Origin of the sequence: Mesorhizobium atlanticum, from assembly GCF_003289965.1 — a bacterium.
Classification (GTDB): Bacteria; Pseudomonadota; Alphaproteobacteria; order Rhizobiales; family Rhizobiaceae; genus Mesorhizobium; species Mesorhizobium atlanticum.
Genome location: NZ_QMBQ01000003.1, coordinates 716,521 through 730,382, shown reverse-complemented (window position 1 = coordinate 730,382; position 13,862 = coordinate 716,521). Strand labels below are relative to the sequence as shown.

At 63.2% G+C, this 13,862-nt stretch carries 16 protein-coding genes and 1 tRNA gene; 7 read left to right on the top strand and 10 right to left on the bottom strand.

The window, feature by feature from the left end; translation table 11 throughout:
- Positions 1 to 170: 170 nt before the first annotated feature.
- Complete coding sequence (locus DPM35_RS13215) at positions 171 to 806, bottom strand: VOC family protein (RefSeq protein WP_112127680.1); 636 nt, start codon at positions 804 to 806, stop codon at positions 171 to 173.
- A gap of 150 nt (positions 807 to 956) precedes the next feature.
- On the opposite strand from DPM35_RS13215, the gene DPM35_RS13210 reads away from it, so the two are divergent.
- Positions 957 to 1,553, top strand: a complete 597-nt coding sequence (locus DPM35_RS13210) for an HD domain-containing protein (protein ID WP_112127679.1) — start codon at positions 957 to 959, stop codon at positions 1,551 to 1,553.
- Positions 1,554 to 1,561: 8 nt separating this feature from the next.
- On the opposite strand, the gene DPM35_RS13205 is transcribed toward DPM35_RS13210, so the two are convergent.
- The 4 genes from DPM35_RS13205 to DPM35_RS13190 all read right to left on the bottom strand — a co-directional run bounded on the left by DPM35_RS13205 (position 1,562) and on the right by DPM35_RS13190 (position 4,070).
- Positions 1,562 to 2,062 carry a GNAT family N-acetyltransferase gene (locus tag DPM35_RS13205; protein ID WP_112127678.1) on the bottom strand — a complete coding sequence of 167 codons (501 nt, stop codon included), beginning with the start codon at positions 2,060 to 2,062 and terminating at the stop codon, positions 1,562 to 1,564.
- Between the two features lie 23 nt (positions 2,063 to 2,085).
- Positions 2,086 to 2,853: an alpha/beta fold hydrolase gene (locus tag DPM35_RS13200; RefSeq protein WP_112127677.1), complete on the bottom strand. Its 768-nt coding sequence runs from the start codon at positions 2,851 to 2,853 to the stop codon at positions 2,086 to 2,088.
- A 16-nt stretch (positions 2,854 to 2,869) separates the two neighbouring features.
- The gene (locus DPM35_RS13195) at positions 2,870 to 3,364 is read right to left on the bottom strand and encodes a DUF192 domain-containing protein (protein WP_112127676.1); all 495 of its coding nucleotides are present in this window, start codon (positions 3,362 to 3,364) and stop codon (positions 2,870 to 2,872) included.
- Between the two features lie 112 nt (positions 3,365 to 3,476).
- Positions 3,477 to 4,070 carry a cold-shock protein gene (locus DPM35_RS13190; RefSeq protein ID WP_112127675.1) on the bottom strand — a complete coding sequence of 198 codons (594 nt, stop codon included), beginning with the start codon at positions 4,068 to 4,070 and terminating at the stop codon, positions 3,477 to 3,479.
- Positions 4,071 to 4,331: 261 nt separating this feature from the next.
- On the opposite strand from DPM35_RS13190, the gene gloA reads away from it, so the two are divergent.
- Positions 4,332 to 4,772, top strand: coding sequence for a lactoylglutathione lyase (gene gloA / locus DPM35_RS13185; protein ID WP_112127674.1), 441 nt, complete (start codon positions 4,332 to 4,334; stop codon positions 4,770 to 4,772).
- 124 nt (positions 4,773 to 4,896) lie between these two features.
- Positions 4,897 to 5,184, top strand: coding sequence for a DUF2218 domain-containing protein (locus DPM35_RS13180; RefSeq protein ID WP_112127673.1), 288 nt, complete (start codon positions 4,897 to 4,899; stop codon positions 5,182 to 5,184).
- A 10-nt stretch (positions 5,185 to 5,194) separates the two neighbouring features.
- On the opposite strand, the gene DPM35_RS13175 is transcribed toward DPM35_RS13180, so the two are convergent.
- Both DPM35_RS13175 and ilvA read right to left on the bottom strand, forming a co-directional pair.
- A complete protein-coding gene (locus tag DPM35_RS13175) occupies positions 5,195 to 5,755 on the bottom strand; it encodes a DUF1697 domain-containing protein (RefSeq protein WP_112127672.1) in 561 nt (186 codons plus the stop codon).
- Complete coding sequence (ilvA, locus tag DPM35_RS13170; protein WP_112127671.1) at positions 5,752 to 7,008, bottom strand: threonine ammonia-lyase IlvA; 1,257 nt, start codon at positions 7,006 to 7,008, stop codon at positions 5,752 to 5,754. The genes DPM35_RS13175 and ilvA overlap by 4 nt, the downstream gene beginning before the upstream one ends.
- A gap of 233 nt (positions 7,009 to 7,241) precedes the next feature.
- Here ilvA and DPM35_RS13165 point away from each other — a divergent pair, with 233 nt between their 5' ends.
- Together DPM35_RS13165 and DPM35_RS13160 are read left to right on the top strand one after the other, a co-directional pair.
- Positions 7,242 to 8,318, top strand: a complete 1,077-nt coding sequence (locus tag DPM35_RS13165) for an alpha/beta hydrolase (RefSeq protein ID WP_112127670.1) — start codon at positions 7,242 to 7,244, stop codon at positions 8,316 to 8,318.
- 105 nt (positions 8,319 to 8,423) lie between these two features.
- On the top strand, positions 8,424 to 9,590 hold the full coding sequence (locus DPM35_RS13160) for an alpha/beta hydrolase (RefSeq protein WP_112127669.1): 1,167 nt from the start codon (positions 8,424 to 8,426) through the stop codon (positions 9,588 to 9,590).
- 127 nt (positions 9,591 to 9,717) lie between these two features.
- Here the strand turns inward: DPM35_RS13160 and ade are convergent, their stop codons facing one another.
- On the bottom strand, positions 9,718 to 11,535 hold the full coding sequence (gene ade / locus DPM35_RS13155) for an adenine deaminase (RefSeq protein WP_112127668.1): 1,818 nt from the start codon (positions 11,533 to 11,535) through the stop codon (positions 9,718 to 9,720).
- Positions 11,536 to 11,694: 159 nt separating this feature from the next.
- Between ade and DPM35_RS13150 the strand changes: the two genes are divergently transcribed.
- Positions 11,695 to 12,345, top strand: a complete 651-nt coding sequence (locus DPM35_RS13150; RefSeq protein WP_112127667.1) for an outer membrane protein — start codon at positions 11,695 to 11,697, stop codon at positions 12,343 to 12,345.
- A 250-nt stretch (positions 12,346 to 12,595) separates the two neighbouring features.
- On the opposite strand, the gene DPM35_RS13145 is transcribed toward DPM35_RS13150, so the two are convergent.
- Positions 12,596 to 12,772, bottom strand: a complete 177-nt coding sequence (locus tag DPM35_RS13145) for a hypothetical protein (protein ID WP_245431519.1) — start codon at positions 12,770 to 12,772, stop codon at positions 12,596 to 12,598.
- A 232-nt stretch (positions 12,773 to 13,004) separates the two neighbouring features.
- Between DPM35_RS13145 and DPM35_RS13140 the strand changes: the two genes are divergently transcribed.
- Positions 13,005 to 13,090 (top strand) — tRNA-Leu (locus DPM35_RS13140).
- 96 nt (positions 13,091 to 13,186) lie between these two features.
- Here the strand turns inward: DPM35_RS13140 and DPM35_RS13135 are convergent.
- Positions 13,187 to 13,765: an NUDIX domain-containing protein gene (locus DPM35_RS13135; protein ID WP_112127815.1), complete on the bottom strand. Its 579-nt coding sequence runs from the start codon at positions 13,763 to 13,765 to the stop codon at positions 13,187 to 13,189.
- Positions 13,766 to 13,862: the final 97 nt, after the last annotated feature.

Below are 13,862 nucleotides of genomic sequence, written 5' to 3'. Positions count from 1 at the left end.
GCACATATAGGCCAGATCATAGCACGGTTGAACTCAATTTTCCTTAGTGATCGTTCAAATGGACCTGGTTCACGCCGATTCAAGCGACGATGGAAAACGAACCCTTGCTCGGGGATCGTATTCGAAATCGCCCATTTTCGCATTCTCAGCGCCGTAGTTGACGTCAGAGCCTATTCCGGCAGCGTCGTTCCAGCCTGCTCCGCCACCATGTAAGCGGCATACCAGTCGGGCCAGTTTGTGTCGTACTGGCCGCCCGTACGCTTCTCATGTTCGCCATGCGCCGCTGCCGCCCGCCGCAGCGCTGCCGCAAGGCCGGTCACCGAGGTGAAGACCGTGTCCTTGGCATCGACACGGCCGGGCAGCCGCTGGGTGATCTCCTGCAGCAGCCAGCCATTGCCGTCCGGATCGCTGAAGGTAACGAACGAGGAATAGCTGCGCCCCTCCGGATGTCGGCCCTTGATTGCCGGCTGGCCGGGACCGTTGCGATGGAACACCTCGCTCGCCGCGACGCCGTGCGCAACCAGCTCGGCATGGGCCGCCTCGATGTCGGACACGATGAGATAAAGAACTTTTGCCGAGCCGGGCGGCGCCGGCGTCAATCCCTTGCCGAAATGGATTGAGCACGGTGAGCCGGGTGGCGTGAACTGCACGACGCGAAACGTGTCGCCGACGACGAAATCGGCGTCGAGCCGCCAACCCAGCCCTGCATAGAAATTCTTGGACCGATCGACATCCGAGACGGGGATGACGACAGCTTCCAGCTTCATGTCGATCGTGCCTGGCTTCGCTTTCTCGGTGCTGGTCATGGCAAACTCCTCCGGGTTTGAGTGACGAGGCAGCTTCCAGCCGTGTTGTCGTTTGGTCAACCGTTTGCGATGGCGGCTGGCGTTTGCGGCAGCGCTGGGCGACATTCTCCCTTGCCCGCGGTCACGCGAGGCACCCTGGAAAGGCCAGCCATGCAGGAACCCTTGATCGACGACGCGCTAAAAAGCGAGCTTGCTGCGCTCTATAGCGCCGAAGATCGCCACTACCACGGCCTGGCCCACATTGAGGCGATGCTGGCGCTGGCTGAAGAATACCGGGGCCTGCTCGACGATCCGGAGGCCGTCGAGGCGGCGATCTGGTTCCACGATGCCATTTATGACAGCCGCGCCAAGGATAATGAGGCAAAAAGCGCCGAACTGGCCGAGAAAAGGCTCGCCGGGCGCGTCGATCCACGTCGGCTTGCCCGCATAGCTGCCATGATCAACGCCACCGCCACGCACGAGTTGCCGCCTTTCCGCGATGAGGACGCACTCAACGATGCCGCTCTTCTGCTCGATATGGATCTGGCGATCCTTGGCGCCGAACCTGCGATTTTCGATGCCTATGAGAAGGCGGTCCGGCTGGAATATGGTTGGGTCGAAGAGCCGATGTGGCGCGCCGGCCGCTCAGCCGTGCTGAAAACCTTCCTTGCCCGCCCGCGGATTTTCCACACCGCCGAATTCCAGAAGCGTTTCGAAGCACAAGCCCGCCATAACATCCAGCGCTCGCTGGCGGCGCTGGAGGGTTGAAAGGGAACTTAGTCGGGGAAAGTTTCGATCCGCTGCGCGTAGGGTTTGAAGCCCGCGCGCCCGTACACCGGCTGAGCGGCCGGGTGGTCATGCGTATCGGTGTGAAGCCAAACCCGCTCGGGCCGGTGCGACCACGCCGCGCGCAGCGATCGGTCGAGCAGGAACGGCCCCAGCCGCTTTCCCTGGAAGGCGGGGACCAGTCCAAAATGAACGAGCTCGACAGCCGGCTGCCCGACATGGTTGAACTCGCAGAAGCCACCGGCCTCGCCATCGAGGCGCAGCACGTGGATATGCGTGGCATCGTCGGCGAGCAGCGTTTCGAGTTCCGCTTCCGCCATCTGCAGCCGCTGGTCCCATTGCACCGGTCCACCGACCGCGCGGTAGAGATCGAGATAGCTGGAAGTATCGAGCCTTTCGCGCGCCACGAGGGCGCCGGGCAAAGGTGACGCACGCGGCGCGCCCTGGGGCGGCGCGGACATCTCCATATAGGTGACGAGAAGATCGACCATCGTCAGGCGGAGAGCGAGTGCGCTCAGAGTGGGTTATCGGCGTAGAATTCGAGCACGCGCTGCTTGAAGCTCTTGTCGCCGACGGCGAGCATGTGGTCACGGCCCTCTATATGGAAGGCTCTGGCGTTGGGCATCAGGGCGGCGAGCTCGTCCGGCGAGCCGCCGATATCGTCCTTCGTGCCGACCGCGATCAGCGTCGGCTGGGCGATGCGCGCCATGTCGTCCTCGGTGAGCAGCTCGCGCGAAGTTGCGATGCACGCCGCGAGAGCGCGCCTGTCGCTGCGCGTCTGGTCTGCAAAGGCGCGGAAGGAGCGGCCGCGCGGATGCGTGTTTTGCGAGGGGTCCTCCGCCAACAGCGCCGCCGCGATCGGGTCCCAGTCGCCGACGCCGTCGACCATGCCGATGCCGAGGCCGCCGAACACCAGCGTCGCGACCTTCTGCGGGTCGGAGAGCGCCAGGAACGCCGAAACGCGCGCGCCCATCGAATAACCCATGACATGGGCGCGTTCGATGCCCAGGTGATCGAGCAGGGCCGCCGCGTCGGAAGCCATCTTGGCCGGCGTGTAATCGGCCTCGTCATAACTCTTCGACGACGAGCCATGGCCGCGATTGTCGAAGGCAATCGCCCGGTAACCGGCGTCGTTCAGTGTCTTGAACCAGCCCGGCGAGACCCAGTTGACATAGTGGCTGGAGGCAAAGCCATGGATCATCAGCACGGGGTCGCCCTGCCCCGAGGCCGGCTGGCGATCGAGATAGGCAAGTTCGAAACCGTCATGCGAAAGGAATTGCATCGGCGGAAACTGCTTTTCAGTTGAATCCGGCGCCGATGGCCGGATGGCGCAAAAGATCGCCTTCCTTGATCCCGTCCCTGGCGGCGGTGCCTGCCTTCAACTCAAGGACGAAGCGCACGGGTTGTCCGGGTGAGATGATCGCCTCGGACTCGGGCTCGCCGCGCCTGATCGCCTTGATCCGGCCGTCCTCGCCGACAAAGACGAGGTCGAGAGCCATCGGCGTGTTCTTCATCCAGAAATCGACCTCGCCGGTTTTTTCGAAGACGAACAACATGCCGTGATCATCGGCCATCGTCCGGCGAAACATCAGGCCCGCCTCCCGCTCCGCGGAAGTGTCGGCGATCTCGATGGAGAAGGAACGCTCGCCCGAACCGGTCGCCACCACCAGCGGCGTCCGGTCGATGGGCAGCAGCATCGCATCCGCTGAACTCGGCTTCGCCGCCATGAAACAGGCGGCGAAAAGGATCGCGGCGCAGAGCGCGCCTGCAGTCAGCCAATTGCGATGGGCCATGGGTACCTCGTCCAGACACTCGTCCTAAACCATGATCCGCGGAAGTGGAACCGGTTTTCGGACAAGATGGTCACGTCTCCGCAAAGGGCTCTTCGACTGCGTCGAGAAGCCCTTAATGCGAGACCGACAAGGTACCCATATCGGGGTGGATTTCGGCGGCCATAAGGCCTTTGTCGCCACGTCCGAAGCGCACCAGCACGACCTGGCCGGGCCGGAGCTCGGTTATGCCGTAGCGTCGCAGGGTTTCCATATGGACGAAGATATCTTCGGTTCCCTCGCCCCGCGTCAGGAAGCCGAAACCCTTGGTGCGGTTGAACCACTTGACCAGAGCCCGCTCGAGGCCGCTTTCCGGGCTGACGGTAACGTGGGTGCGCTGTTCCTGCTCTGCCGGATGGACGGCCGTCGAGGCATCCATGGACAGGACGCGGAAAGCCTGCAACCCGCGTTCGCCCTGTTTCACCAGGCAGACGACCCGCGCGCCTTCGAGTGCCGTCTGGAAACCGTCCCTTCGAAGACAAGTCACATGGAGGAGAATATCACCCGAGACGCCGTCGTCCGGAAGAATGAACCCGTAGCCCTTGGCCACATCGAACCATTTGATCGCGCCGGCGATTTCGACAAGCTCGGCGGAGTCGCCGCCATTGTCCCGCTTCAAGGCGTCGTCAAGGCTTCCGTCCCGCCTCGTTAAAGAGGCTTTTTCCCCCATACGAATGCCCCCTTTTTCCAACTGAACAGCAACTGATTCTTGCCAAGAGATTAACACTGCGGCTTCCGGGGTGTGCAAGGGCTGACGTGCCTTTTTTCACCGTTCAGTACCGGAAAGGCTGAAATGTCGTTTGCCGGCGCTTTCCGAAGACGATTGGCGAGGCCCCAAAATCGACCCCGCCGCTGCTATTGTCGGACGATTGCCCTTTCGCCGGGCGGCCCCTATTGTGCCCGGCAACCCCAACAACCCGAGGAAGCCGCCATGCGCTATCTGCACACAATGGTCCGCGTCGCCGATATCGATCAGTCGCTCGATTTCTACTGCAACAAGCTCGGCCTGAAGGAGGTGCGCCGCTACGAAAACGAGCAGGGCCGCTACACGCTGATCTTCCTCGCGGCTCCGGAAGACGAGCAGAGCGGCATCAACGAGAAGGCGCCGCTGGTCGAGCTGACCTACAATTGGGACCCGGAAGACTACAAGGGCGGCCGCAATTTCGGCCACCTCGCCTATGAGGTCGACGATATCTACGCCACCTGCCAGAAGCTGATGGACGGCGGCGTGACCATCAACCGCCCGCCGCGCGACGGCAACATGGCCTTCATCCGCTCGCCGGACGGCATCTCGATCGAGCTGCTGCAGAAAGGCCCGGCCAAGGCAAAGGCCGAACCCTGGGCCTCGATGCCGAACACGGGCGTCTGGTAAAGGCCGGCGGTCCCGCGCCGGTTTGACTGGACGCCGCTGGCGTTTCGCCGGATACCGCCTATCTACCGGGAATTGGCGCCAGCCTCGTCCAGGCTGGCGTTTCTTCATCCGCCAGGAGAATTTCATGCCGACCAGCCGCGCCGATGTCGCTACCGAACATGCCAGTCGCTACCTGCAGCAGCTTTGCAAGCACTGGTCTCACAAATTCCCGGTCGAGTTCGACCCGCGCCACGGCGCTATCCAGCTCTCGATTGGCCGCACCGTGATGGATGCCGACGATCATGCGCTGCACATCGCTTTGGCCGCCGACGATGAAGCTTCGCTGGACCGGTTGGAGACAGTGGTCGCCGACCATATCAAGCGCTTCGCCTTCCGCGAGGAATTGAGCTTCGACTGGCAAAAGGCCGCCTGACGATCGGCGATCAGCCGCCGGCTTTTCCGGCCATATCGAGCAACGCCAGGACGCTGCGCCAGTTGCGCGCCGTGCCCGGCACCTTCAACGTGCGCGGGATCAGATTGGCGAAGACCGATTTGCCGAGCCCGTCCGGCGCGTGAAGATAAAGCACGTCGCCCTTGATCTCGAAGCGCTCGGGGCCGGTGCATTTGTCGGCGAGCCGCTGCGTCTCCTCGGCGGTCGGTTCCCGCTCCAGCGCATAGGCGTGCAGCTTGGTCGGCTCGCCAGCGACCTCGGGATAGGGATTATCCTTGACCAGCCGCTCGAACCAGCCGGCATCGCGCACCATGATGCGCGAATGAAAACCCCACTTCTTCTCGAAGGCTGCCTCGATCTCCCTGGTCAGCGCCGCCGCGTCCTGCTTCTTCGCCCGGAACACGACGTTACCGCTCTGCACATAGGTCGCGACATCGGTGAAGCCGAGGCTCTCGAAGAAGGCCTTGAGTTCCGCCATCTTGACGATGCGGTTGCCGCCGACATTGATGCCGGAAAACAGCGCGACGAAGACCGTGCTTTGTTTTGCGCTCATATGATGAAGCCCGCCAGCGTCTCGTTGTCGGTGATGTCCTGATACTGCACGCCCTCGGCGTCGAAATTGGCCTTCAGCAGGTCGAAATTGCGCCGGTCCTTGGTCTCGATGCCGATCAGCACCGAGCCGAAATTGCGCGCCGACTTCTTCAGATATTCGAAGCGGGCGATGTCGTCGTCGGGACCGAGCATTTCGAGGAAATCGCGCAATGCGCCCGGCCGCTGCGGGAAGCGGATGATGAAATACTTCTTCAGCCCCTCGAAGCGCAGCGCCCTCTCCTTCACGTCGGGCAGCCGCTCGAAATCGAAATTGCCGCCGGAGACGACCGCGACGATGGTCTTGCCCCTGATCTCCTTGCGTGAAAAATCCTTCAGCGCGTCGATCGCCAGTGCCCCGGCCGGCTCCAGCACCACGCCTTCGACATTGAGCATCTCGATCATCGTGGCGCAGAGCCGGTTTTCCGGAACCAGCCGGACGGCATCGGCGGTGAAGTCCTTGAGGTGGCGCAGCGGCTCGCGGCCGATCTCGGCCACCGCGGCGCCGTCGACGAAATTGTCAACCTTGGCGAGCTTCACCCGCTTGCCGCTGGCCAGGCTCTCGCGCAGGCTTGGCGCGCCCGCCGGCTCGCAGAACACGAAGCGCGGGTCGCGATGCTGGTCGGCGAAATAATGGGTCACGCCGGCGGCAAGGCCGCCGCCGCCCACGGGCAGCATGACGATATCGGGCGCACGCCCGCCCGGCATCTGCGCCGCGATCTCATAGGCAACTGTCGCCTGTCCTTCGATGATGTCCTTGTGGTCGAAGGGCGGCACCATATGCGCGCCGGCGCTTTCGGTGAATTCGAAGGCGGCGCGGTAGCAATCGTCGAAGAAGTCCCCGACCAGCCTGATCTCGACGAAATCGCCGCCGAACAGCCGCGTCTTGTCGATCTTTTGCTGCGGCGTCGTCACCGGCATGAACACGACGCCCTTTTTTCCGAAATGGCGGCAGACGAAGGCAAAACCCTGCGCATGGTTGCCGGCCGAGGCGCAGACGAACAGCTCGGCATCGTTGCCGGCGGCAAGCGCCTTGCGGAAGAAATTGAAGGCGCCCCTGATCTTGTAGGAGCGCACCGGCGTCAGGTCCTCGCGCTTCAGAAGGATACGGGCGCCGGTCTTCTTCGACAGATAGTCGTTCTCCTGCAGCGGCGTTTCCGGAAAGATTTCACGGATCGCTTCGGCGGCAGCGGCAACGCGAGAAGAGAAGCTGTTCAACGGAAATCCCTCATTTTGGGCTCGGCGGCAGGCGCCAGGACAGGCCTGGCCGTGCGGAAACCTTCCTGCCGCCGTTTTGGCTTTCGCGCAACACTCCGCCGACAGTCGCCCGGTGAGAACCGGATTTCCACTGGACACGACTTACTTTAGCCGCACTTGGCCTATGGGGGAGTTCTTCGCGGAGGTGGACGGCCAGTCATGGCCGGAGTGGAAGTGCCAGCGAAAGTGTCGACGTGCGATTGAAGACGATTTTCATCATAGCCCTTGCGCTGCTGACGGCGGGCTGCGCGGGTCCCCAGACGCAGGAAATCCTGGGCAGCGTCGTCGTGCCGACCCAGGCGACGGAGATCGCGGGCAATCACTCGATATTCATCGCCACCACGCGTAAACCCTCTAGCGACCCGAACAAGGTTTTTGACGGCGAACGCTCGGCAACGCTGAACTATGCCCGCGTCAGCGTCACCGTTCCGCCCGTTCACCAGGCCGGCCAGATCGAGCGCCGCTCGCGCGGCAAGTCGGACGACCCGACCAAGTATTTCATGGCCTCCGAAGTCATCGGCTATGACACGCAGCCGAAATTCGCCAGCGCGCTGAATGCCGACATCGATGCCCGCGGCGGCCGCGTCATGGTCTTCGTCCACGGCTACAACACCGGCTTCGACGATGCCGTCTACAGGCTGACCCAGATCGTCCATGATTCCGGCTATCCGGGTACACCGGTGCTGTTCTCCTGGGCTTCCGGTGCCAAGACCACCGACTATGTCTATGACAAGGAAAGTGCCGCCGCCGCCCGCGATCAGCTGGAAGTGACGCTGCGGATGCTGGCGCAGACCGGTGCCCGGCGCATCGACATCGTTGCCCATTCGATGGGAACCTGGGTGACGATGGAGACACTGCGCCAGCTCGCCATCACCGGCGACCGCGATCTGAGCGGCAAGCTAGGCGACGTGGTGCTCGCCTCGCCCGACATCGATGTCGACGTCTTCAAGAGCCAGATGCGCCGTTACGGCAAGCCGGACAAGCCCTTCATCCTGCTCCTGTCGGATGACGACCGGGCGCTGCGGCTCTCCGGCCTGATCGCCGGCTCGCGGCCGCGCGTCGGCGACTATCGGGACGCGGCCGACCTCGCCTCCTATGGCGTCACCGTGGTCGATCTTTCCAAGATGAAGGGCAGCGACAGCTTCAACCACACCAAGTTCGCCGACAACCCGATGATGGTGCAGATGATCGGCCAGCGGCTGCGCGAGGATGACGGCTTCGCCAGCGACCGCGACGTCACCGACCGTATCCGGCAACTGGCCGCGCAGTAATCCCATCCGCGCGGTTTCCGTATCGCGTTGACTTTGAACTGGACCCGGCCGCTCTCTGCCTTTATCGGAGTAATGGGGAGCTTTGCCGCCCTTGGGGGATCCCGGGTGACTGTGCATGTGAAGATCGTTGTCGGCCTTGCCTTCGCGCTCGCCCTCGCCGGCTGCGCCGGCCCTACGCACGATCTGCTCAACCGCAAAACTGTCTCTGCGCCAGCCTCCGACATTGCTGCCAGTCACGAGATCTTCGTCGCCACGACCCGCCAGCAGGCGACCAAGGACCCACGCCAGGTGTTCGACGGCGACCGTTCGCTGACCACCAGCTACGCCCGCGTCGACGTCACCGTGCCGAAGATCCACCAGGTCGGCGCCATCGAGCGCGCCAAGGGCTCCGCCGACTCCAACCCCGCCAAGCAGTTCACGGCCACCGACGTCGTCCATTATGGCGATGCGCAGCAATTCGCAAAGGCGGTCGGCGCCGACATCTCCATGCGCGGCGACCGCGCTTTGGTCTTCGTGCACGGCTTCAACAACGGTTTCGACGACGGCATTTATCGCATCACGCAGATAGCGCATGACACCAAATATCCGGGTACCCCGGTGCTGTTCTCATGGGCGTCGAGCGCCAAGGCGACCGGCTATATCTACGACAAGGACAGCGCCAACGCGGCGCGCGATGATCTTGAGGCGACGCTCAGGATGCTCGCCAGGACTCGTGTCAAGAGCATTGACATCATCGCCCATTCGATGGGCACCTGGCTGACGATGGAGGCGCTGCGCCAGCTCGCCATCACCGGCGACCGCGATCTCGGCGGCAAGCTCGGCTATGTCATCCTCGCCTCGCCCGACATCGACGTCGATGTCTTCAAGAAGCAGATGATCCGCTACGGCAAGCCCGACAAGCCCTTCGCCATCCTGCTTTCAGGCGACGACCGGGCGCTGAAACTGTCGAGCTTCATTTCCGGCGACAAGCCGCGCGTCGGCGACTACGGCAACGCCGCCGATCTCGCGAGCTACGGCGTGGTCGTGGTCGACCTTACCAAGACCAAGGGCGGAGACGGCGGCCTGAACCATGCCAAATTCGCCGATAACCCGGTCCTGGTGCAATTGCTCGGCGACCGGCTGCGCACGCCGGCGGCCCTGCGGGCGGACGAGCCTCAGGGGGCCGGGTTGGAAAATATCGGCCAAGGGCTCGGCAAAGCCGTGGGATCGGTGGCCGAGGTGGTCATCACCACGCCGTTCAAAGTGCTGACCATAGCCACCGGCGGCGAATGATCCGTTTCTGTTAGAGCATGATCCCAAAAAGTGGGAACCGCTTTTTGGAAGAGATCATGCTCCAAGAAAGACCTGGATCAGGATGGTGTTTCAACGAAACATCATCCTGACCTGGCGCCGGTTCCGATCAGACAAAAAGATCGACTTTCTGGAAGGTCGTCACGTCGACCAGGCCCACATCCGAGATCCTGAGTTCCGGAATGACCACCAGCGCCAGCAGCGAGTGCTGCATATAGGCGTTGTTGAGCGAGCAGCCGACCTTGCGCATGGCCTCGGTCAGTTGCTCGGCTTTCGCCGCGACGATCTCGGCGCGTTCGTCCGACATCAGGCCGGCGATTGGCATCTCGACAAGCGCCAGTTCCTTGCCCTTCGAATAGAGCACCACGCCGCCGCCCACCTCGCCCAGCCGGTTGACGGCCAAAGCCATGTCTTCCTTGTTGGTGCCGACGACGATGATGTGGTGCGCGTCATGCGCCACGCTCGATGCCATCGCGCAGTCTTCCACATAACCGAAACCGGAGACGAAGGCATTGGTGACGCCGCCCGTGCCGCGATGGCGCTCGACCAGGGCGATCTGGCAGATGTCGTTGCGCCGATCCATGGCGACCAACCCGTCCTCGACGGGCAGATCGGCCTCCAGCGCCCGCGTCGGCGCCTGGTTCTCGATCACGCCGATCACCCGCGCCCGCACCTCGTTGGCGCCCTGCGGCGCGGAAATGTCGAAATCCTTCGCCGCGAGCTTCTTGCCGAGCTTGACCGTGTTCTTCGCGGATTGCGGATAGTCATAGGCGGGGATGTCGATCTCGAGCTTGCCGGCCTTCGCCAGCCTGACGCCGCGGCCATAGACCTCGTCTATGGTCATCTGGGCAAGGTCTGAAACGATCAGCAGATCGGCCAGTCGCCCCGGCGCGATGGAGCCGATCTCGCGCTCCAGCCGGAAATGCTGAGCGGTGTTGAGCGTCGCCATCTGGATCGCCGTCACCGGCTTCAGGCCCTGTTGGATGGCATGCCGCACCACCCGGTCCATATGGCCTTCGTGCACCAGCGTGCCGGAATGGCTGTCGTCGGTGCACAGAATGAAGTTGCGCGGGTCGATGCCACCTTCGGTCACCGCCTTGATCTGCGCCGCGACGTCGTACCAGGCCGACCCCAGCCGCAGCATCGCCTTCATGCCCTGGCGCACGCGCGCGATCGCATCCTCGGCGCGCGTGCCTTCATGGTCGTCCTCCGCCCCGCCCGCGACATAGCCGTGGAACGGCAGGCCGAGATCGGGCGATGCATAGTGCCCGCCGACCGTCTTGCCGGCCTTGACCGTCTCGGCGATCTCGCCCGACATCACCGGATTGTTGGCGGCGACGCCGGGGAAATTCATCACCTCGCCGAGCCCGATGATGTTTTCCCAGGTCATGGCCTCGGCCACGTCGGCGACCGTCAACTCGGCCCCGGCGTGCTCCAGCCCCGGCGCCGACGGCACGCAGGACGGCATCTGCACATGCACGTTGATCGGCATCGCGACCGCCTCGTCATGCATCAGCCTGACACCCGGCAGCCCGAGCACATTGGCGATCTCGTGCGGATCGATGAACATCGAGGTGGTGCCATGCGGGATCACCGCGCGGCAGAACTCCGTCACCGTCACCATGCCGCTTTCGACATGCATATGCGCGTCGCAAAGGCCGGGCACCAGATAGCGCCCGCCGGCATTGACGACCTTGGTCCCCGGCCCGATGGCGTGGCTGGCATTCGGCCCGCAATAGGCGAAGCGCCCGGCGGCGATCGCGATGTCGGTGCCGGGGATGATCTCGCCCGAATGGACATTCACCCAGCGACCATTGCGGATGACTAGATCCGCGGGCTTTCGGCCCATCGCGACATCGACCAGATGTGTCGCGACCTGTGTCCACGGCTTCGGTTTTGCGGCGCTTGTCGGCTTGGCGTTCGTCATTGGCTGAGTCCTCTGCATGAGGCACTTTGGCAAATGTCGGTGCCTGGAGCCAGAGCATCGGTCGTAAACCACTGTTGCAGAGATGCAATTCCGTTCAGCGGCGAAAGGGGCTAGTCTTCCCCAAGGAGTTCTTTCGGAACCGCCATTTCGGAGTGCTCGATGCGTCGACTGACGCTCGCCAGTGCCGGCTTTCTTGCCCTGCTGTCCGGGTCTGCCTGGGCGGCGGATTTGGGCGCTGATCTGCCGATGACCGCGCCCGGCTTCGACTGGACCGGCTATTATGCCGGCATGCAGGCCGGCTATGGCTGGGGCCGTTCCGACATCACCGTCGGTGGCGGTTCTGTTAAGCCCGGTATCGACGGCGGTTTTGTCGGCGGCCATGTTGCGGGGCTCTGGCAGTTCGATCAGGCCGTGATCGGCGCCGAGGCCGACCTCAACTACGCCTCGATCGACGGCACCGCCGGTCCGGCAAACGCATTCGGCACCGACGTCAAATGGTTCGGATCAATCAATGCCAAGGCAGGCTACGCTATGGATCGCGTGCTGCTCTACGGCATTGGTGGCGTCGCTTTTGCCGGCATCGAGACCTCGCAGACGGCAGGCACAAGCTTTGCCCGGACCCATACCAGCACCGGCTGGACGCTCGGCGCTGGCGTCGACTATGCCTTGACCAACAATGTCGTCGTCGGCGCGCAATACCGCTATTACGATTTCGGCAAGGAGCATTTCGACGCTTCGGACACCTTCACGGAGCGCGACCAGGACGTGAAGCTGCAGACGCTGGGCGTGAATTTCAGCTATAAATTCTGAGGCTTGCCGCCGTCGCGGCGGCTCCGTCCCTTATTATCTCTTGAAAACTGGGGTGGCCGGCGCCCGCAGGGGGCGGGGGAATGGGTAGGGCCTGATAGACGCCGGCCTCGGCGGATCGACCCGCCGCGCAACGAACCCTATCGATCCCAGGGTGGATCGAAATTCCGCGATCGCGCCACTTTCCAATTGCCTGCCCCGCCGGAACCGGACATGGCGGATACGCTTCGCCGACGAGGCTGCAACCGGTTGGTCAGGATCGGTTCGAGGCCGGCTTTCCGGCCGGCATCGCGGCCAAGCACTCCTCCAGCCGCCGAAGTCGCGCTTTTTGCCAGCGCAGCGTATGCGCGACCTCGTGCAGGTTACATCTTGCCTTCGAATTGGCCGTCTCGATCAGCCCTCGCTCGAGCCGATCGATCTCGCTGCGCAACTGACGCGCCTCCGCCTCCCGCAGCCCTCTGATCCAACCTGCCCCACGCATGGTTCCAGCACCACAACCAGCCTGATGCTCGCAGACAAACGCTAATGAGATCGGTTTGCGGAACCATGCATTTTAAACATCACTAATGTTAAATCTATGCGACGGATCACCCACGCAAACTGCGGGACGATCGGAAACATCGCTTGACGGCCCATATCAGGCGTCTGAAAAGGGCACGCCTGCGGACGTGGCGGAATTGGTAGACGCAAGGGACTTAAAATCCCTCGATCTCTGATCGTACGGGTTCGATTCCCGTCGTCCGCACCAACCTTGGCTCTTCGACGAGTCCTCCAAAGGCGTCGGCAAAGGAGGAGCTTCCGGTGGCGGGCCACCAGCGGCGAAGCATCGTGGCCGAAAACAGGCTCAACCCTTCATCGGGTTGAGCTTCAAGTGCTGGATCAGGATGATCGTCTTGGCGTCGACGATGCGGCCGTCGGCGACGGCGGCCAGCGCCTCGTCCAGCGGTATTTCCAGAACCTCGATGTCCTCGCCCTCCTCCGGCGCGCCGCCGCCGTCGGAAATTCGATCGGCCGGCGAATAGCGCGCGGTGAAGAACCAGAGCCGCTCCGTCACGCTGCCTGGGCTCATGAACGGCGCGTAGAGGCGCTCGACGTCCTTCAACCGGTAACCCAACTCCTCTTCCGCTTCCTTGCGGATGGCGGTTTCGGGGTCGTTTTCGTCGAGCAGCCCGGCGCAGGCCTCGATCAGCGGCTCGCGGTGACCCACGGCGTAAGCCGGGAAGCGGAACTGACGCACCAGGAGCACGGTCGAGCGCCGTGGATCGAACGGCAGGATCACCGCGCCGTCGCCGCGGTCATAGGTCTGGCGGATCTGCGTTTCCCACCGCCCGTCGCGGCGGCGATAGTCGAGCACAGTCTTCTTCAGCACCGCCCAGTCGTCCGAGAGGACCTCTTCCGAACGGATGCGAACGCGATCTTCCATGACGACCTCCCGGTTGGCAGCAAAGGGATAGAGCAATTTCAGGAAAAGTGTGATGCGGTTTTCCGTCCGAAATTGCGCCAAAAAAATAGAGCGGCGA